We start from the raw sequence: 19,814 nt of genomic DNA on the forward strand, positions 1-19,814 counted from the left end.
ACAGCGGACTTTCAAAGTCATCGCCACAGATCGTTGACAACCTCTTTGAACGGGGAGCGTCACCCGGAGTCCGGATGCTGTTGATGACGAACTCTATTTCGGAATACGAAGGCGGTTGAAGAGCCACGCCGAATGCCACCACCGAACCAAATCCGTCGAAGACGGTGGAATCCATGGCCAGCAAGAGCCAGCCCAAATCCATATGAAAGTATCCAGCGACCGTGAATCGGTATTCTCGATGCGGACTACGGCCTCGTTTCTGGCGAGCCTGACGTCGTATTGTTCCTCAATGAAGCTATAGCGGGATCCATCGGAGAAATCATGCTCGAGTATTTCCGGAAACCGGGCAACCGACGGGTATGCGCAGATATAATTATGCAGATTGCCGCCGACACGGCGCAGTCGTTCCAGCTCGATCAGGTCTGCCTGAGCATCGATACCCAGCCTGGATGCAAAATCGGCATTCTCGACAATCCTGTTGCCAAGTACTCGCGCCTTGACTGTTCGGCCTAGGTCACGCTGCTGGCGCCAGAATCCCTCAATGTGGCCGTTGATCACCTCGCGAGAGGACGAGGACGACTTCAACCTGAAGGTACCCTTGCCCTGGCTGCGAACAATCAATCCCCCACGAATCAAATATTCTCTGGCATGGCGAACTCTAATGCGACTGACATTGCAGCGTGTGCAGAGTCCGGACTCCGTGGGCAACTGCGCCCCATCCCTTCATCCGTTTGACGCTTCCGCACCAATGGTCTCGCACGGACACACGCTTGGAAATTCCATCTACAATCGCAAAACCGACCCACCTGATTTCATGGCCTTCGTGAATTGAAATCCCACGACCTGCGCAAATCGGAGACTCGCTGTCCTCAATGATCGTAAAAGACCCTACCCGTTTCTGCCGGCAAATGGGCCAAGCAGCAATATTCTCCAGCTACGGATGGGCTACGGAACTAATATTCAAAATCAGTTAGTCCCATGACCCTTCCTCATCGCCGCCTCTGCCAACTTCAGATAGGACAAAGGCTTCAGATCCAGGCGACGGCTTCAGCCTTGTCAGTTGAGTCAGCTGCAGCGGCAATGGTCTTCTTGCGCTTGTTTATGAAGCAGGAAACCACATAGGCCAGGATCAGCACGACGATGATTCCCAAATCAGAACGGCGTTAGGAGCGAAGGTGAAGGTGACCGGGAAGTCCAGTGCAGGCTTGGCGTTCTTGACCAGGTGCCCGCTGATGCCCTTGAGGGCAGGAACGCTCTCGCCTAGGACCACACGAACATCCGCCAGGATGATGTAGACGCCGACAGAGAAAGTCGTAGCCTGCAGGACCACATAGACGATGAAGTCCTGTCCGTCGCTGAGCTTGCTCTCGATATAGCCGGGACCAGCGAAAAGCGCCACGATGACATAGATCACAGCCATGGACAGGGCCACGATGACTGTTGTATCGCGCAGGAAGCCCCGGTTCTTTGGGAAGCTGATATCCTCAGTTGATTTGGAAGGATGCTTCCTGCTGCGCGTGAGCGTAGCCACAAGGCCACCGTGGGCGATGCACGAGCCGCCGGTGTGCCCAGGGCCACATCGTCGGCATCAGTCACCTTTTTCATGAAAGGCTGCGGACTGCGGGCGAAAAGGTCGCAACCAGGCCCTGAGCGATTGAGCTACAGAGCAGGGTCTGCCAGGTGGAGAACCCGGCCGCCGCGAAGATGACGGTTATCACGTGGCCATATAGAAGGCCACGTATCCTGACAAGTACACATATTTGAAATATGAAGTTGCCGAAAGAAGGACATTGACAATCATTGCGAAGAAGAAGAGCGCAGCTACGGATCCGTACCTGACCAGAGCCGTGCCGACTATGGCCTCGTTATTGGGAACAACGCCCTGGAGATGGAAGGCATGCTGGAACATATTCCCAAGGGGGGTCAATGCATTGGTCACCACGCCAACGCCAGAGGCAAGGACCAGAAAGCCCGCGAAGGTCCGTATGGTCCCCTTCATGACATCCGTGGCAGACTTGCGCTGCAGAATCAGGCCGATCAGGGAGATCAGCGCAACGATGACGGATGCCGTCGGAAATGTCCAAAACCGGTGACCACGTCCGCTGCCTCCTCCCAATCGGCTACTCCCTTCCTATACATGACGGTGCCTTCTGCGAAACGCTGGTCCAGCAATTTGCCTCCTCGCATACGATGAAGCCCATCTGCTCCCTAGCGAATGATCGCGGAAGGATGGATACCTCCCTTGGAATCTTCGACCTCGAATTCCGCAAACGTTATAACAACATGACAATATGATGTCTACAGTTGTGTGTTCAAACGCCATATCGTTCAAGCACCATATTCCAAGCTTGCTAATAAGACCCGGGACGGTAGGATCGCCAGATAGGTGACCGGCCTCCACCCGCCAGGTCGATAACGCTGGAGTGGACAGCCAATCCCTTGCCCCTTTCCCCTGAAGACAGCAGAGGACTCCTAGGATCAGCACAAGGCTCGCAAAGAACCCGCTGATGAAGTAGTTGACCAGAGAGCCCGAAGCGTTGACAGTACAGAAGTGTTCGAAATCGGCGCGAACTCATTGGTCATGCGGTAGTTCGTGAGGTAGCAGGCATAGACGACCAGGTGGCCTGGGGCCGCTCAGACCAATTGCGGCAGCTTATGAGGCAGGACCCGACTCTGGGGAAAGATGCCGATAACAGTCGGTCCCAAAATCTTGGCCGGCTGATGCGGGCTCCTGATCCCGCGTCGAATATGAGCGCGACGAACATGACCTCGAACCCCTATCCCACTGCAATAGGGAGCCGACCAGTATGGTGACCCGTCAAACAATCTTTGACAAGCCTTGTACTAGCTCGCGTCCTACGATTGCTAACACGGAAGAGATCGGCCGCTTTTAACGCGTTGGTTACATCTCGTGTTCGCCACACCTGAACATTCAGGTACCTTCCAGCTGACTATGCCGTGCTCAGCTCCTGCTAGGCTTCTAGCAGCACTGACGACGAAGGAGTTCTATGCTGCAGATGGGGAAGGACTGGCGTGCTCTCATAGGGAATGCCTGCTGGTCATGGATCCTGGGGTACATACCGATGATCTTCAAGGCCATCTCCATTGCCACAACGAACTACAGTTTCGACGGCACATACATACTCAGCCAGGAAACCGGCCTAATCACGAAGAAGACGACGAACGTTGACCTGCGTCGCGCAAAGATGATCAACGCCACGGACAGTCCCTTCTCAGGCGGGTCGATAACCATCATGGAGAACAATGGCCGCTCCTACCAATTCCCGTACATCAAGCACGCCAGAGAAGTCGCTCAGGACCTAAGATCAGTGGCCGAGGAAAGCAGCAGACAGGCTGGCGACGTGAGAAACGTGATCATTGCCTAAGAAATGATCTTCAGTCCCCGCTTCGGCGGGGCTTTTCTTTTACGAAGATTTTGTCACACAAATGTCACACAGAATCGTGTTTCAGGCGAACTCCACGACCAATAGAAAAGCCCCGCAGCCTTTGCGGCTGTAGGCTTTTGACTCCGTGTCCCCACGGGGGCTCGAACCCCGGACACGCTGTTAAGAGTCAGCTCATCTACTGCCGGAAACGCTGCACCCTCGTCCACGAGCTCATCCGCTGTCAGCACGCCGACGCCACCAGGGACGGCGTTTACGGCCCGCGTCTGGAACGCCGGACGCGACGCGAAACCGCATTGAAGCTTGTCAACCCGATCGAATACCAGACAGCCGAAGTCATGCACGAAGGCGACCACTACCGGATCGCCTGCGAACTCGACGTCACCCTCCAAATCATCCAGGACCACCAGCGCATACTCGATTCGAGCCGCATGCATTGCAAAGCACAGAGCCAATCCCCATAAGCATGACCATCGTACAGAACAACTGGTAGCCTGCTGGTAGTCATAGAGGATGAAGAAAGAGGGATAAATAAGTCATGTCCAACGCCGAACAGACCCCACAGACCCCACAGACCCCACAGACACCCGTGCCCCCGTGGATGCAGCCGCCGGAGGAAAAGCCGATTTACAAGAGGGTCTGGTTCTGGGTCGTCATCGCCGTGGTCGCCATTCTTGCTTTTGCCGTAACCGCGGGATCAGACATCAAGCTGACCATCAGCGCCCCCAAGATCGAGACAGCCGGCATATCACAGCAGCTGAACAAGATGAAGAAAACCCCAAAGGACCCTGAAACCCCTGCCAACCCTAACCCTGACGATCACCAGGCGGCTCTGGCCAAGGCGCAAGACTACTCTGAGATTCTGCACAAGAGCAAACAGGGCATCTACGATGAGCTCACCAGCGAGGATAAATACACGCCCGAGGCCGCCCAGTACGCCATAGACCATCTCAAAGCCGACTACAACGCCAATGCCCTTGCCGAAGCCAAACACTACCAGAAAAGAATGCACATGAGCAAGCGGGGCATCTACGATGAGCTCACCAGCGAGGATAAATTCACGCCAGAGGCCGCCCAGTACGCCGTAGACAACCTCAAAGCCGACGACAACGCCGCTGCTCACGCCAGAGCCAAATATTGCCTGGAAATAAGACACGAGAGCAAGGAGGGCATCTACTACGACCTCACCACCGAGGATAAATTCACGCCCAATGTCGCCCAGCACGCCGTAGATAATCTCAAAGCCGACTACAAGGCCACTGCTCTCGCCGCAGCCAAAGACTACAAGAAGTACACGAACATGAGCCCAGCAGAAATCCGGCATCAGCTCGCCAGCCAGTACGGAGGTAAGTTCACCCCCGAAGAAGCGGCTTACGCCGTCCAGCACCTCAATCAGTAACCAGATCCCAACAAATCAGCCCCGCTCCGTCGGGGCTTTTCCTTTGCGAAGACTTTGTCACTTAAATGTCACACAAAATCGTGTTTCAGACGAATCCCCCAAATAAAGAAAAAGCCCCGCAGCCTTTGCGGCTGTAGGGCTTTGACTCTGTGCCCCCACGGGGGCTCGAACCCCGGACACGCTGATTAAGAGTCAGCTGCTATGCTATAATTCCCTTGTTGGCATTCCAACGATTTATCTCCAGAAATGGCTTGATTACAACGATTAACACCATGAACAGTATCCAATCGGTACCCGATCAGTACCCGAACGGATAGTATACATATAGTATACATTCGCAAAAATCAGGAGGTCCGATGGGCAGGAGCTCGACAGGCGTATACCGTCCTCGCGCGTACACGACAGCATCAGGAGAGACCCGATACCGGGCCATGGTCCCGATAGGCTACTACCCGTCAGGGGCACCCAAGCGCAAGACCGTCACCGCTGCCAGCTATCGCGCCTGCCTGCAGAAGCTCACCGACCTGCTCAAGGACATCCAGCAGCACGGCACCCCCAAGGAGCTCTCCTCGACTTTCGGCGGCTATGCCGAAACGTGGCTTGAAAACAAGAAGAAGGAAGTAAGACCCAAGACATACACGATGTACAAGACCATCTTGGACGTGCATCTGCACGAGTACGCCGGCTACCCCATCGCCAAGATCAAGCCCAGCATCATCCGCAGCCTCATCAACAACGCGCAATCCTACGACAAGCACGGAAACCCGAGCGGCCCGGCAGGACTCAGCCTGCAGAAGCAAATCCACACCTGCCTCAACCAGATCATGAGCGCAGCGCTCGCAGACGGGATGATAGACAGCAATCCCGTGCTTACCGTGCCTGTCCCCCACCGGGTCGGTGCCGAGAAAGAGCGGAAGGCCTTCAGTGTGCCTGAGATGAAGGCCATGTTGCGAGCAGCCAGCGACCCTGACCTGATGGACCCAGCCATCGGCGTGCGCATGTGGTTCCGTCTGCTTACCGGCATGCGACAGGGCGAAATACTGGGGGCCGAATGGGCCTCCTATAATTCTCGGAAATCCACCTACACCGTCGACTGGAAGCTCCAGGAAGTGCCCAAGGAGCACGGGTGCGGCACTCCGCACGACGGAGTCTACCCGTGCGGCAAAAAGAAAGCCGGCCTATGTCCGGAAGCCACATGGCGCATCCCCGCCAACTATGACCTGCGCCCTCTCGTAGGACTGTGCGCACTCACAAGGCCAAAAAGCCAGTCAGGCCGCGTCATCCCCATCATCCCTCCACTCAAGGCACTCCTCGCCCGCTACCGTAAAGCCGCAGGCAAGCAAGTGGTCAACGACCTGATCTTCCGTCACGAGGACGGCAGCCCCATCAAAGGCAAGGAAGATACTGAAGACTTTGATCATCTCATGAGGCTGGCCGGCATCAACCCCGCCGAACACACAGGCCATGAGACCAGGCACAGCGTCGTCACCCTGCTGGCAGCCCAAGGAGTCGACTTTCAACTCATTCGCGAGATCGTCGGTCACTCCTCAGATGCCATGGTGGAGCACTACCGTCACGCCGACGACAGCGAACGACTCAAAGCCATGGAGACGCTGGATGAGAGCCTGGGTCTGGAGCAGATCGGCTGGGCCAGCAAGTAGCCCACTCCTCTATATATGACTGTATCTGCGCTCTATCTCTCTGACTGTCTTCTCTGTGGCCCCGTATCGGATATCTGCGAGGTCTGCTCTGATCTGCTGGTGGATGGTTTCCAGGCGCTCGCGGTCCTGTCGGCTGATTCTGGCCTGCTGCTCCTGGTCGATGATCTGGTCGAGTCTCTTGTGCAGGAGGATGGTCAGCTGCTTCCGCTCGTCATCGGAGGCGGGTGTGTAGCCGGGATGGTTGTCGGGGATCTGGGAGATGTCATCAGGGATATAGGCCATACCTGGATGATAGGCCGGTATTGGCAGAATCATGCGGAAAGCAGATGCTCAGTTATTGCTACATGCACCACCACGCCATGGAAGGCAAAGCAGCCATCACCCTCAGCCAATACCTCGAATAATATCCGCCATCTGAGTGCGAAGGTAAAACAGCATGAGATACTGAAGATATGAGCTTCGATATGACCACATGGGTACAGATCGCAACCCTGATAATCACGTTTTCTACTCTGTTTTATGCGATCCACAAATACAATGACTCTCGCAGACCGCTCCTGTTCGTCTATACTTCGCTCGATACCATACACGAGAGCATTAGCACCTCTGGACCAGAAACAGTCGACACGAAAGCAGTCGTCTACTCCGTGAAGAACATCGGCAAACGCCCGGCCAAGAACATCACCATACGCATAAGCCCGCCGTTCCTGTCCGGGGAGACGGAATATTACGGCGACAGGATCAGCATACTTCTGCCGGATGAACAGCATGACATCTACAGGGATTTCCAACCCGAGTATCCTGACACGAGTCCGGAAAGCCCACTCAACAAGACCCGAACATTCTTTCTGCGATATAAAGCACCGGGTAAGTGGTTCATCCCATACCGGAATTTCCAGCGGATTCTCCCTGCTGACGCCTACTCCCTAAGCACCCAACGGCTGCAGTCCGCCGGAATATCGCGAACCATCCAGTCAAGAAGCATGCACAAAAGCTAACTCTTTGGTTTAAGCGCCATGCCGTCCGTATTGAATCGAGAGAGAACGACGGCATGGCAATTCCAGCCTACACGGCAACGACGGCACAGGATGGGCTGGTCGGAAAATGTGGATAAGTCGGATTCGGTATAACATTCAGTCGTAAATTTTTCCACAGTGCACTAAATGCCGCATTTCGGGAGAAAGGGGAGACAATTTTGTTACCAGATAGACAAGTGCTGGTGTTGGGGAACGGGTTCGACCTCCAATGCGGGCTGAAGACAAGGTTTGAAGACTTCATGCAGCCCCGGATCGCCAGGGTGAAAAAAATGGAGGATATACTGTCGTCTTCCGAAGATCTCCCGTTGATCACGGTCCGTGGGCCAGACGGCCATGAATTACACGGGAATAATCTATCCTATCTGCTTTGGGAAAAAGACCTTACCGTATGGGATTTCATACTTCTCGAAGATAAACAGAAACGCGCCTGGTATGATGTCGAAGAGTGCATTAAGGACTGGGTGAACTATAGCTCACCATCAGCCTCAAGCAAGCCGCACCTACGACAAATTTGCGACACCTTCGGGAAACCCGACAAAGATCATTGGCCTGATCTGCAGGGCCCAATAAAAGCAGACCAGTGTGTCCTGGCTTATGCAACGGATTTCTACAGATGGGACGGGCAGTATAGTACTCTTCTCGATATCCTGTCAGACCAGTTGCGTTACTTCGAGGGTTCGTTCGCGGCCTATATACTCGATCAAATCACGTTCAACAATCGTTATGCATCTTATGTAGATACTCTGATAGGTTGCCTGGCCAACGATGAAATGCCGGAACAGGTCCTCGACATAAATTACACCAAGGGCCGGTATTCAGCGAGTAGTAAATCCACTAACATACTGGACTTCAATTACACGGACCCGGTCAAACTAATGTGGGAAAACAGCCCGACCTGCTTAAACGTCCATGGTTTGGCCAGGGAAAACGACATCATCTTCGGCATAGACGGGACGAACGTGAACCCAGAACAGGAATCCTATGCGAACATCGTCAAATTCACGAAAACCTACCGTATCATGGCGCTCAACAATGTCCCCCACCGATCATTGGTCCGCCCCTATCTGTCCAGCGACCCGGACAACGCGACAAGCACAATCAAGTTCTTCGGGCATTCGTTGGCGGAAGCCGATTACTCATACTTCCAAGCTATCTTTGATGAGGTCAGCCTGTACGAAAGCAACACCCGTTTGATTTTCTACTACAACAGGAAACGACCGGATGGGGGAAACGCAAAGGAGGAGATGTTCGAGAAAGTCAACCACCTAATCACTACGTACGGGCAGACTCTCGACAACAAAGACCACGGCAAAAACCTGCTGCACAAGCTGCTTTTGGAAGGCAGACTGATTATCAAGCAGGTACCCTTAAATTCACGTGAAGTCTATATAGCAAACGATTAAACACAAAAAACGCCCCCGCTCCGGTTTCCCGAAGCGAGGGCGATTGTGTTATGGACAGGCCGCTACTTGCTGAGCGATGCTTTGGCCTCGCTACCTGCAATGCAGCCTGCGATGAGCACTCCCAGCGCGTAAATCGTAGTCACGATGGCGTCCGTGTGGGGCAGACCCCAGATGGGGCCGACGCTGTGGACGAAGGCACCCAGCAAAGGCAAGAACGCAAGTCCTACCCATTTGAGGATCTGGTAGAGCCAGTCGGGCAGCCAGTAGGGCCTGCCCTCGTCCTCGGAGTTCGTATCGGTCATATGTATCACCTCCTTAGTAGTGGAGTACTTCTCCGGCGTAGATCAGGCCTGGGTTGCCGGACCGGTAGCCGTGGAGCTGGCTTTGGGGGATGCCGAGTCTGGCGGCGATCCCGGAGAGCGTGTCACCGCGGCGCACAGTCACGGTCCGTCCTCCGCCTCCACCACCATTGCCAGTGGCGAGACGCTGACCGGGATGGATGATGTAGGGCGAGCTGATACCGTTAAGTCTGGCGACAGTGGGCCAGGAGCCGCCGAAGACGGCGCTCAGGCAGTCGCCGGGACGCACCACATAGATGCCGGACCCTGTACCTCCGCCCGTGTTGCCTCGCAGCCGCTCGTTGACTACGGCCATGACCTCGCTGTACCTGTTGCCCAGCAAGGCTCGCCTCTGCGGATCGTTGCCGTACTCGCCCCGGATCACTGCCGTGGCGAGACTGCCCACGTCACCGACAGGCGCACCCTGGGAGGGCGTAGGAGCCGGTGTGACGGGATTGGGCTGCGTGCCGACCGGGGCGTTGGCATACTTGGCCCAGGTCAAAGCATCGCCGTAGAACCAATTGACGTCCACGGCATTCCCCACACCGGGCACATGCCCCGTGGAGGAGTACTGCCAGGCGGCAGCGAAAGGCCAGGGTGCCACCGAGTAAGGCGGTGCCCCAGGGTCTCTCAAACGCTCACCCGTGTAGCCTCTCGGGTAGCCGGCCACCCAGAGCCCGTAGTCGGCTCCTGCCACGGCCCGCCAGTCGCCCGCGCTGATCGTGGACGCCGACATGTAGATGATCGGCTTGGTACCCCAGTATGAGGCCACCCGGTCAAGCCACCTCTTGGCCCACTGGGTGTCACCCCTGTGGGAGGCTGGTGGCTCCCAGTCGAGGAAGGGGATCACGCCCGCATGGACCAGGCCTCTGGCGTTGGATTGGGCGTTGAAGTGGTCGGCCTCTGCCTCCGGACTGTTGCCGTACTCGGGGCGCGCATAACCGTAAGCGCCTATCCTCAAGCCCGCAGCACGGTTTGCGGCAAGCTGGCAGTCCGCGGCGGGATTGACGTAGCCGGTCCCCTCCGTGATCTTCGTGATCGAGAACGAGGCTCCCGAGTCTCGGGCCGCCTGCGCGTTGTAGCAGCCCTGATAGGAAGCGTTATCGAAGCCCGCGTCGGCGTTTGCGATCCCGGGGCTGAGCATCGCCAGGACGGCGAGCGCCCCCACCATGATCCGCCCGTATCCGGGCTTGGCGCGGGCGTGCCGCGCATGAGACCATCGCATGCATATCCTCCTAATTTTTGGCATGAAAAAAGCCGCCCGGATGGGCGGCAGGACAGGTGATAGAGGTCAGTCGACGGTGGGCAGGGCCTTGATCTCCTCGTAGATCTTGGTCCCCGTCCCGTTGCCGCCTAGGCTGTGGTAGGCGCGGTAGACGCGGTCGGCCTCGTCCATGACCGCCACCGGGATATGCCCCAGGGGCACGTACTTGGCGTGGATCTCCAGCAGCTCGGCTCTCAGGAGGGTGCGCAGGCCCGTCTCCATGGCCTGATCACGCGCCTCCTCCTTACGGTGGCTTTTCAGCAGCCAGCCGCACAGACCGCCCACGCCCGTCAGGAGCATGGGCACGATGGATTCCAGCAGGGTCATCATCACGTCAGGCATCCACAGGCCTCCTAGTCAAGCTGACCGGCGTAGGGGAAGATGAACTGGGCAACAGCCCATGAGCGCGGGTCCCCTGAGTGGTTCATGAAATTGATCACCTGCGGGTCCGGATCCGTATCAGAGCCGATGAAAGCGCCAGCCGCGTAGGCGTACTGCATGGTGCACACCACGTTCATCCCGGCATGAGGATAGACCTTGCGGATATGTGCGACCTGCGTGTACTGGTTGTCGGGCAGGCTGCCTTGCACGGCCACGGTCATATAGCACATGCCGCCCGCGATATCCAGACGCGTGCGGTTCACGTAATTGCTGAAACCCGGGTAGAAGTCGATCCACTGGTCTAGAGGCACGTTAATATGCGGCGTGTAAAACTCGGAATTGACACGTATGCTTCCGTTATCCGTAATTGAATTAATAGCAATATGCTTAGCAGTTAAAGCAACGCTAGTCTCTCCATTATTGTCGTGGTCTACTGCAATTTCCGGCTGTTGCGTAGTGGTGCCCATAAAAAGCTTGCTGGACAGCCCGTCATGGTCTCCCCAGATCAGCCAGTACGGGTGCGTCGGGTCATCCCCGATGCCCTGCAGGCCGCCCAGGGTGGTCCCTTGGATCAGGGTCTGGCTCAGCTGGATGCGGTCGCCGCTGGAGGCGGTCTGAAAACCTCCCACGGCCTGCACCCCGTCCCCGGAGGCGCGGAAAAGATACTTGCCGTCCCTGCCCTTGGCCCAGAAACCCGACGAATCGAAACCCACCAGGCCGTCGGGAGTGGAAAACAGGCCCGACCTGACGATGGCGGCCGTCAGCATCCCCACATCGATCTCGTCGGCCTTGATCTTGCGCACGAGCAGCTTCTCCAGCAGCGCCTCGGACGCGGTCACCTTGTCAGCCACGACGGCACCGTCCGCCAGGCTGATGGTGCCCACGCTGCCAGCCACCAGCACCTGCTGCGCCATGAGCACATAGTCGGTGAAAGCCTGGCCGTTCCACACCTGGATGCCGGTCACATTATTGGCCTGGTCCAGCTGCATCCACAGGTCACCCAGGGCCAGCCCGTCGTGCGCAGGTTCGGATGCCGCGGCGATGATCCGGTTCTTCCCGTCGGCTATGGTCTTGGCCTGGCTGGCCTTGCGGCCGGCGTCTGCCGCAGCCTTGCCCGCGTCGGCGGCCACCTGGCTGGCGCTGGCTGCGGTCTGCTTGACCCCGGCGACCTCGTTGATGGCCTTCTGCGCCTTATCCTGCGCAGCCTGGATCTCGTCGGCACCAGCTACGCTCTTGACCGTCACGCTGATAGGCGCAGTCGGACCGGACCCGTTGGGTGCCGGGCTGCCGTCCTCCGCATGCGCATCATCCCAGGCTCGGGCTGTCACCTGATGGACGCTGCCAGCCTCATACGGGCCCAGCGGGACGGTGCCCTGGACCCGCAGCTGGCCAGCCTCCGTGCCGTCCACCAGGATCTGGACGTGGTCGAAGTCGGCAGGCACACCATCCCGAAGAGTGCCGTCCCAGGTGACCAGGATCATGCCTGCAGCCGAGTCCACACTCACGCCGGTGGGCATTCCCGGAGGGGTCGTATCCCCCACCCAGGGGGCGATGCCCTGCTCGCCTGCCATCTCGCCGGCTATCAGCTTGGTGCCGTTCGCCGTGGGGATGGTGACGCTGCCGATGTTGCCTGTCTGCTGCCGGCTGGCCATGTCCAGGGCTCCCGCAGCCAGGGCGGCCAGCTGCTCCCCCGGGGATTGCGGCGCGATCAGCGGATGCTGCACGATGCGCTCCTTACTGGTACGGATCTTCCAAAATATCGAAGGTCACTTTGGCCGTGTCGGTCTGGTCTCCGCTCAGGAGCATGACCGCAGTCCGATACTCTCCGTCCGGCAGACTCGGATAGCCTTGAATGCTCAGCGTGACCGGCATGCCAGGCCGCAAAGAGGCCGGTGACAGGGCCACATTGTCGGCGGTCTGGTCGCCGAAATGCACCTGCGCGGTGATCTGGATGAGCTTGCGCCGACCTGCCTGCAGCTGCGCCTGCGCGTGGGATTCGAGCACGGCCAGATTGTCGGTGTCCGTGTCCGAGTAGGTGGACTCACGCAGGATCTGCGGGTCCGGGCCGCTGGTGATACCCGACAGGTCCTGGGCCAGAGCCGTGAGCACGCTCTCATCGCTCCCAGCACCCGTCGCATACACCCGCTGGACCGGGGCGGCATGCGCCACCTGCAGGTCATCCAGCAGCGATGCACCCGGATGATAAGCCAAGACGACCGGAGGCGTAGACGCAAACAGCCTACGGTCCCCGTCGCTGCCGGCCTCGAAACGGATGCGCACATGCGACCCGTCCCCAGTCAGGTACGGGATGAAAGCGAAGTCCGGCCCGTCCTGCAGGTCGGCGATATCGCACAAGAGCTTCTTGCACCCGTTGTTCTGGATGTTCCAGGCTTTCCATGAGGTCTTCTGGCGTGTGCCTTTTTCGCCTTGGTAGGGCCAGTCGACGGGCAGGGTGCCGCCTTGCTTGCGGCTGGTGGCGTACAGGCCGGCCTCGCACATAATGCCCCGGTAGGACAGGCCGTCCACGCCGATCACATCCGTGCTCTTGCCGTCCTGGTAAGCGCCTTCCCGGACTACAAGCCGCTGGGAGAGCAGCTCCAAGGGCGAGGAGATGGGGAAGGATGTGTCCTGCTGCGTGTCCTGCCGCTCCCCTATCACGCCCCAGATGGCCGGGTCGCCGAAGTCGTCGCCCGCCATCGAGCCCGACCAGGTCAGACACAGGGCCCGCCTGGTCGAATCCAGCAGTAGGCTCCGCTGGTCAGGCGAGGAGGCCGGCAGGGCCGACCAGGGCAGCGTCAAATTGGAGGCGCTCCGGTCGCCGGGCTCCCGCGCCGTGGTCGTGAAAGACGCATCCCGGATGCCCACCTGCCATTGGAAGCTGGGCACGTCCACGGGGGCGATGACCTGCCCGTCGCGCGCGTCAGTCAGCCAGGTCCGCCAGCTCACTGGGCCACGCCCTCGTCGATGACCTCCACCGTGCGCAGCCCACGCCACGTGAACCTTGGCCGTCCCAGGTTCGGCCTGGCCAGTACATCCACCGTATGCGGCCTGCCGCCCTTGAGGACCAGGCTCCACTCCACATGCTGACGCGCCCACACATGCGACACCAGGCACTCGTCCAGGCCGTCGCCCATATCCTGATCGTCGACCACGGGCATCGCATAGAAGCTGCCCACCTGCTCCCCGTCCACGCTCGCTCGGAACGTGAAGCGCACGGTGACCATCCGGTCGGTGGGCATCATCCGCGTCACTGTCGGAGCCTGCGGCCACCATCTGGTGGACCAGTCCTGAAGGTTCGTTCCTGTATTACTCCCGTAGCCGATGCGGCCCATCCGAGCCCCATACGGGATCGCATAATCCACATCCCCATGCTCCATGGCCGACGCGGTGCTCATCGCACCGGCAGGCATCATCCGGTAGCCGACCACCAGGCCCCCGGCCTCCACCTCCGGCTCCACCGGGGACGCGGACGGCGTGCCCTGCTGCACCTTCACATGCACCTTGTTGTCAGGCTGGCCCGTGCAGGAGACGATATAGATCGCATCAATACGCGGGTAGGCAGAGTCCCCCGCATCAACCGTGTTCTCCGTGACCGGAGACCCTGCACCATCCCACCAGGCGATGCTCATGCCGTCCGCATCCCCCATGGAGCACACAGCCACCCCCGGGCTCACCCCGTAGCGCAGATCCTGACGGCCCGACACCACCAGGCCCGACACCACGCCAGGGCTCTCCCACTGGGCGGCGATCACCCGCCGGTGAGTCAGCGCATCACAACCCTGCCCCTCACTGTCCGGGGCCACACCCAAAGCTGTAGACATCAAAACCTCCTCTATAAGTACGTGTCACGGACGCCGACCGTCACCCAGCCCGATCCAGGCGACAGCAGCTGCACCGACAAAGACCCCATCGGCGGGATCGCAGGGAAGCCGCGTCGGGTGAGCCGCCTGCTCACATCCACGCCCCCCATGGACGCCGTCTGCGTCCGACAGTCCAAAACCAGTGGCACGCGGCCCACGCTCCCCGACCACTGCACCGATCTGCCATCCGAGCCCGCCAGTAGCACCCCGTCAGGCATCGGACCAGTCACCGTGATCACCGGATACGCCGTAGCGCTCCCCACATTGCGCAGCAGGGCCACGCTCTGCGGGCTCCCAGCATCAGCCCCATACGAGAGCGGATATGCCAGACCGAGGCCCTTATTCCCGTATGACAGGCCGCCGGACAAGGACGCTGTAGGGAAAAGCTGCACGTCCATCGACCGCCAGGACAGGCGCTCGGGACGACGGCACAGGACGGTGATCAGGCCCGTATCGGTCTGCATGGCGATGTTTTGTGGTGCCTTGTCGGGGAGCACCTGGAGCACCTCGCCCACCTGGTAGGTGTCCTCGGGAGGGTCCACGACCCGCAGGCGGACCAGCCGGTGCGTCAAAGCGCCCAGCAGGCCGCGCAGCTGCTCCAGCCTGCCCCGGTCGCCGGCCAGCAGCCGGTAGGAGATGGATACGGTGCGCGCCCCGTAAGCGATGTCCGCCTCGCCCACGTCATGGTCGCCGTCGCCCCACTTGCGGGGCGTGGCCTCAGTCCGCGACTCAGGAGTGCCATGCCAGCCGTCGATCTCCCGCAGGATCATCTCCCTGTCCCCGTCATCCCCGTACAGGCGGCACAGCTCCCGGTCCCCGCTCTGCGGGTAGAAGACCACCGTGCTCACAGCATGCCCCCTTTCCGCAGCAAGCCAGCGGTGAGATGCCGCACCTTGGCCGCGTCCAAAGCCGACTGCGCGTAAGGATCCTGCACCACATGCTGCTCGAAGGTGACCGGCTGCTCATACACGATCCGCGGCTCCTGACTGGCTGGCAGAGGCAGATTCGGGGTGATCGGCGTGGCCTCGTACTTCTGCACGTAGCCGCCTTCCGCGTACCTCTTGTAGGCACCCGAGTTGATTGCGTCGAAGAACCGCACCCCGAGGGCGCGGACCTGCGACTCCTTGATGACGTACTCGCCGTTGGACAGACGTGCCGCCACATCGTCGCTTGTCCCCGTGCCTGGCCCCACTACGAGGCCTCCGGTAGCCATGGGAGGCCCTCCCGGCATTCCTGGCAGCGGGCTGTGATAGTTGCCGGTGTTGATGTACTTGTCAATGAAGTTGCGCTCGAAGTTGATGGTCTTCGTCTGCACGGCAGGCATGCTGTCCACATACGCCCTGGCAGCCCTGAAGCTGCTATCGTTGGCGTTGATTATGCCAGTCTTGGGGTCGATGGTCCAGCCCTGCACCGCAGCCAGCGTCTGCCAGAAGGGATCCCCGTTGGCTTTCAGCTCGCCCGTCTTAGGCAGGATCTCCGCGCCGTTGGCGAGCGCCAGGGCGATGTCGAACTGCTTCTTGTCGAGGTCCAGCGTGCCGGTCTTGTGGTTGATCTTCACGCCGTTGACATCGGCCACCTTCTCAAGGAAGGCCTTGTCGTCCCCCTTGATCTGGATGGTCTTGCCGTCGTCAAGTGCTTTGGCCTTGGCTTTCACCTGCTCCAGCACGGAGCTGGCCTCGTCCTTGACCTTGAGGGGCTTGGCGTTGGCTTTCTCTATCTGGTCCATCAGGTCCTTGACCCGTCCCGAGGACAGGCCAACCGAGTCGGCGAAAGCGGCGGCATCGCCGTCGCTCATGCCCATGGCTTTCGCATAATCAATGACCTTCTGCCGACCCTGCTCCATGACCTGGGTAACCTTGTCAATGCCTTCGCCGTCACGGGCATGAGCCTCGGCGGATTGCTGAGCAGCTTCCACAAGGCCTCTCAGAGCATCCCTGTTGGCCTGCCCTTTTGCGGTGTTCTGATCCAGCGTCGCACCGTTCTTCTTCACCGCCTCATCAGCCGTCGTCAACGCTTTGCCCCACTTGGTATCCGCATCAAAGGCGCTCAGTTTGAAGCCGTAATACTGTTTCAGCGCGTCCACGGCCTCGCCCAGCGCAGAGGACTCCTCGTCCAGCCCTTTGCTGGATGCATTCAGCTGGTTTGACAGGATGGAGGAAGCGTCGGCGGCTTTCTGGGTCTGCTCGGCTGACTGGCCCTGCGCCTGAGCGTGCTGGCCGGCCGCGTCGGCTGCTTTCTTTTCACTCGAAGCCAGCTCGTCCTTGCCCTCCTTGTTGCGTTTCGTCTCTTCCGTGGAGTTCTTGTACTCCCTGGTCAGCTGGGAGAGCTTGGTCTGGCCCTCGGTGATGACCCCGTAGTACTGGCTGCCGGACTGCTTGTTGGCCTCTAAAGCCTTGTTGACCTCGTGGATGGCGTCCTTGTCGCCCTGTACGGCGCGGGCGAAGGTGCCTGCGCTGATGCCGCAGGCCTGGAGCATGTCGTCGAGAGTGTGGAAGCCTGTGTCGACGTATTGCACCCAGCCCCAGTCGACGTTGTTGTTACTGGTGATCATGTCGACGAGCTTTTCGCTGGCGTCTCCGCCTTCGGCCATGGCCTGGGTCAGCTCGTCTTGCGCGGCCTTGGCCTGTGCCGCATGGTCGGAAAAAGCCGTTAGCGCTGCTCCTGCCAAGCCTAGAGCGATCCCCCACGGACCGCCCAGCAGGTCGACGATGCCAGCGCCGGCGCTTTTGAGCGCGCCCATGCGCAAGGATGACCCGCTGGTGGCAGTGCCCACGCGGCGCATCTGCTCCTCGTAGGTAGCAGCTGACAGCTTGACCTGCTCCACCGCTGCACCGAAATGCCCCATCGCGGCCTGCACGCGCTGCACCGGGTCGACGACCAGGCCGAAGCTGCGGCTCAGCGCGCTGGTGCTCTGCGCCGTCTGTCCGAAGACCTTATGCAGGCCTACGCCGGCTCCGGCTGCCAGGCCGAGCATGACGACCGTCTGCTGCACCGGGGCAGGCAGGTCGCCGAAGGCTGTCACCAGCCTGGTGACCGACTGCAGGACGCTGCGGATGGGCCCGTTGGCACCGGACCCGATCTTGATAAGGGAAGTCTCCACCGCGCCGCTGAACTGCTCGATGTCGCCTTTCAGATTGTCGGTCAAGGCTGCGGCCTGCTTGGCGGCGAAGCCCTGCTGGTTGACCTGCTTGGTGTATTTGTTGACGCCTTCCGCGCCCTGCTCGTACAACGTGTTGCCCACGCTCATGGCCGCGTTGGAAAACAGGACGCCCATGGCGTTGGCCCGCTGCTCCGGGGTGAGGGCCGACAGCTTCTCCTTGAGCTGGCCTGCAAAATTCGCCAGGCCGACAAAATTCCCCTGGCTGTCATACATGCTGATGCCCAGCTGCTGCATCTCCGCCTTAGCGGGGCCAGAGGCACTGGTCAGGCCGATCAACGCGGACCTGAGCTGCGTGCCAGCATCGGAGCCGACGATGCCCTGGGAGGCCATCATGGTGATGGCTCCGGTAGTGTCCTCGATGCTCATGCCCAGCTGGCTGGCGGTCGTGCCCACCATTTTCAGAGCCTCGCCCATGTCGGAGACCCCGCCCTGGGCCGTGTTCGCGCCTGCTGCCAGCAGGTCGGCCACATGGCTGGCCTGGTTTCCCTGCAAGCCGAACTCGTTCAATGCGGATGCGGTAAGTTCGGCGGCGTCGGCGACACCCATCTGCCCGGAGGCCGCCAGGTCGAGGGCCCCGTCCAGTCCGCCCTGGAGGATGTCCGTCGTGGATACTCCGGCTTTGGCCAGCTCGTTGATGGCATCGGCGGACTCGGTGGCGCTGTACACGGTGCGCGCCCCGGCCTCCAAAGCCGCATCCCTGAGCCGCCCCATAGTATCGGCGGAAGCGCCGGTGTTGGCTTCGACCGCGCTCATCGAAGCGTCGAAATCCATGAAGGCCTTGACGGCTGCAACGCCCACGGCGGCACTCAGGGCACCCACGCCCAGGGCCACCTTCTGGCCCATGGCGGAGAACCGCTCGCCTTTGCTCATGGGGCGTTCCAGGGCTGTGGACAGCTCCGTGGCGGAGGCTGAGGCGGCCTGCATCTTGGCGGTGTAGTCCGTCGAGTCGGCCATGAGCCTGATGACGATGTTCTGGTTGAGCGCCAAAATGCACCTCCACGGTTATCTGGGGTTGAGTCTGGTGGTCTGCGAGTTGGGGGCTTCCACGATGCCGGATTCCTGGAAGCTGGCCATGGCTTTTTCGCGCATCTCGCTGACGAAGCAGGTTTCGACGGCAGCGCCGCTGAATGCTGCTCTCACGGCGTGCCTGTCGTGGCAGAAGCTGATGTCCATGCCGCAGACAGGGCACTTGTGGGCCCGTTCGTAGGTGTCCAGGGCCATCATCCAGTCGCGTTCGTATTCGTCCCATTCGATGGGATCGTCGGGGGTGGGCTGCCAGCCGAGCCAGCGCTTGTAGGAGATGCCCAGGCTGCGGGCCACGCGCAGCTGGGCCAGAACGTCGGGATGATGCGCGAGCCAGTCCGCTAGCCGATCAGGTCGCGCACCGCTTTTGGGAGCGCGTCGATGGGCGTGTTCAAAGTCTGGATGGTCTGGATCAGGTCGGCCACCTGGATGTCGGTCAGCGAGCCCATCAGCCCGGCCAGGTTCTCCCCTTCCAGGTCGATGTCCTCGCCGTCCTTGTAGCGGGCTTTGACCAGCATGCGGGGCACCGCGTCGGCGACCATGCCCTGCAAGTCCTTGACGGCCCTGTCGCCCTTGACCTGCGTATGGTCGATGACGATCGCGTTCCAGGGGCTGGAGGGCAGGCCCCGGAGGGTGAGCACCAGAGTGCTTTTGTCCAGGTCCCTGACCATGCCGGCCAGCCTCTCCTTGTCCTTTTGGCTTGGCTTGTCCTGGGCGGTGACCCGGTTGCTCAGGTCGATGATGTCGCTCATCAGCTGCAGGTCGGTGACGATCTCCACGTCCCTGGTGATGGGCTTGACGGCGATAGGCATGCGTGCTCCTTAAAAGTATGTGTGCTCCTGAAACGGGGGGGAAGGTCCCCGCATGGCCGGAGCACAGGGTCA

At 59.9% G+C, this 19,814-nt stretch carries 19 protein-coding genes and 1 pseudogene; 5 read left to right on the forward strand and 15 right to left on the reverse strand.

Annotated features, from left to right (window positions below; genetic code table 11):
- Positions 1 to 93: 93 nt before the first annotated feature.
- The 3 genes and pseudogenes from ACUIAD_RS01665 to ACUIAD_RS01675 form a co-directional block, all read right to left on the reverse strand.
- Positions 94 to 708 (reverse strand): GntR family transcriptional regulator, encoded by a 615-nt coding sequence (locus tag ACUIAD_RS01665; RefSeq protein ID WP_445343464.1) that lies wholly within the window; start codon positions 706 to 708, stop codon positions 94 to 96.
- A 320-nt stretch (positions 709 to 1,028) separates the two neighbouring features.
- Positions 1,029 to 1,151: a hypothetical protein gene (locus ACUIAD_RS01670; protein WP_445343465.1), complete on the reverse strand. Its 123-nt coding sequence runs from the start codon at positions 1,149 to 1,151 to the stop codon at positions 1,029 to 1,031.
- A pseudogene (locus ACUIAD_RS01675) lies at positions 1,130 to 2,116 on the reverse strand (PTS transporter subunit IIC). The gene ACUIAD_RS01670 and the pseudogene ACUIAD_RS01675 overlap by 22 nt, the downstream one beginning before the upstream one ends.
- A gap of 892 nt (positions 2,117 to 3,008) precedes the next feature.
- On the opposite strand from ACUIAD_RS01675, the gene ACUIAD_RS01680 reads away from it, so the two are divergent.
- The gene (locus tag ACUIAD_RS01680; protein ID WP_445343466.1) at positions 3,009 to 3,386 is read left to right on the forward strand and encodes a hypothetical protein; all 378 of its coding nucleotides are present in this window, start codon (positions 3,009 to 3,011) and stop codon (positions 3,384 to 3,386) included.
- A 53-nt stretch (positions 3,387 to 3,439) separates the two neighbouring features.
- Here ACUIAD_RS01680 and ACUIAD_RS01685 read toward each other — a convergent pair whose 3' ends face one another.
- A complete protein-coding gene (locus ACUIAD_RS01685; protein WP_445343467.1) occupies positions 3,440 to 3,841 on the reverse strand; it encodes a hypothetical protein in 402 nt (133 codons plus the stop codon).
- A gap of 101 nt (positions 3,842 to 3,942) precedes the next feature.
- Here ACUIAD_RS01685 and ACUIAD_RS01690 point away from each other — a divergent pair, with 101 nt between their 5' ends.
- Both ACUIAD_RS01690 and ACUIAD_RS01695 read left to right on the forward strand, forming a co-directional pair.
- Positions 3,943 to 4,803, forward strand: a complete 861-nt coding sequence (locus ACUIAD_RS01690; RefSeq protein WP_445343468.1) for an Ltp family lipoprotein — start codon at positions 3,943 to 3,945, stop codon at positions 4,801 to 4,803.
- Positions 4,804 to 5,159: 356 nt separating this feature from the next.
- The gene (locus ACUIAD_RS01695) at positions 5,160 to 6,464 is read left to right on the forward strand and encodes a tyrosine-type recombinase/integrase (RefSeq protein WP_445343469.1); all 1,305 of its coding nucleotides are present in this window, start codon (positions 5,160 to 5,162) and stop codon (positions 6,462 to 6,464) included.
- A 9-nt stretch (positions 6,465 to 6,473) separates the two neighbouring features.
- Here ACUIAD_RS01695 and ACUIAD_RS01700 read toward each other — a convergent pair whose 3' ends face one another.
- Positions 6,474 to 6,779 carry a hypothetical protein gene (locus ACUIAD_RS01700; protein ID WP_445343470.1) on the reverse strand — a complete coding sequence of 102 codons (306 nt, stop codon included), beginning with the start codon at positions 6,777 to 6,779 and terminating at the stop codon, positions 6,474 to 6,476.
- A 137-nt stretch (positions 6,780 to 6,916) separates the two neighbouring features.
- Between ACUIAD_RS01700 and ACUIAD_RS01705 the strand changes: the two genes are divergently transcribed.
- Positions 6,917 to 7,462 (forward strand): hypothetical protein, encoded by a 546-nt coding sequence (locus ACUIAD_RS01705; protein WP_445343471.1) that lies wholly within the window; start codon positions 6,917 to 6,919, stop codon positions 7,460 to 7,462.
- Positions 7,463 to 7,683: 221 nt separating this feature from the next.
- Positions 7,684 to 8,904, forward strand: coding sequence for an AbiH family protein (locus tag ACUIAD_RS01710; protein WP_445343771.1), 1,221 nt, complete (start codon positions 7,684 to 7,686; stop codon positions 8,902 to 8,904).
- 62 nt (positions 8,905 to 8,966) lie between these two features.
- Here the strand turns inward: ACUIAD_RS01710 and ACUIAD_RS01715 are convergent, their stop codons facing one another.
- The 10 genes from ACUIAD_RS01715 to ACUIAD_RS01760 form a co-directional block, all read right to left on the reverse strand.
- Complete coding sequence (locus tag ACUIAD_RS01715; RefSeq protein ID WP_445343472.1) at positions 8,967 to 9,206, reverse strand: phage holin; 240 nt, start codon at positions 9,204 to 9,206, stop codon at positions 8,967 to 8,969.
- Positions 9,207 to 9,219: 13 nt separating this feature from the next.
- Entirely contained in the window at positions 9,220 to 10,467 is a 1,248-nt protein-coding gene (locus ACUIAD_RS01720; RefSeq protein WP_445343473.1) for a GH25 family lysozyme, read from the reverse strand.
- Positions 10,468 to 10,533: 66 nt separating this feature from the next.
- Entirely contained in the window at positions 10,534 to 10,848 is a 315-nt protein-coding gene (locus ACUIAD_RS01725; protein WP_445343474.1) for a hypothetical protein, read from the reverse strand.
- 11 nt (positions 10,849 to 10,859) lie between these two features.
- Positions 10,860 to 12,611: a hypothetical protein gene (locus tag ACUIAD_RS01730; protein ID WP_445343475.1), complete on the reverse strand. Its 1,752-nt coding sequence runs from the start codon at positions 12,609 to 12,611 to the stop codon at positions 10,860 to 10,862.
- 10 nt (positions 12,612 to 12,621) lie between these two features.
- A complete protein-coding gene (locus ACUIAD_RS01735) occupies positions 12,622 to 13,833 on the reverse strand; it encodes a hypothetical protein (RefSeq protein ID WP_445343476.1) in 1,212 nt (403 codons plus the stop codon).
- Positions 13,830 to 14,708 (reverse strand): hypothetical protein, encoded by an 879-nt coding sequence (locus tag ACUIAD_RS01740; protein ID WP_445343478.1) that lies wholly within the window; start codon positions 14,706 to 14,708, stop codon positions 13,830 to 13,832. Before ACUIAD_RS01740 ends, ACUIAD_RS01735 begins: the two co-directional genes overlap by 4 nt.
- A gap of 11 nt (positions 14,709 to 14,719) precedes the next feature.
- Complete coding sequence (locus tag ACUIAD_RS01745) at positions 14,720 to 15,595, reverse strand: hypothetical protein (RefSeq protein WP_445343479.1); 876 nt, start codon at positions 15,593 to 15,595, stop codon at positions 14,720 to 14,722.
- Positions 15,592 to 18,894, reverse strand: a complete 3,303-nt coding sequence (locus ACUIAD_RS01750; protein ID WP_445343480.1) for a phage tail tape measure protein — start codon at positions 18,892 to 18,894, stop codon at positions 15,592 to 15,594. The genes ACUIAD_RS01745 and ACUIAD_RS01750 overlap by 4 nt, the downstream gene beginning before the upstream one ends.
- Positions 18,895 to 18,909: 15 nt before the next feature.
- Positions 18,910 to 19,227 carry a hypothetical protein gene (locus tag ACUIAD_RS01755; protein ID WP_445343481.1) on the reverse strand — a complete coding sequence of 106 codons (318 nt, stop codon included), beginning with the start codon at positions 19,225 to 19,227 and terminating at the stop codon, positions 18,910 to 18,912.
- Positions 19,228 to 19,271: 44 nt separating this feature from the next.
- Entirely contained in the window at positions 19,272 to 19,742 is a 471-nt protein-coding gene (locus ACUIAD_RS01760) for a hypothetical protein (protein ID WP_445343482.1), read from the reverse strand.
- Positions 19,743 to 19,814: the final 72 nt, after the last annotated feature.

Source organism: Bifidobacterium sp. ESL0819, from assembly GCF_052606245.1.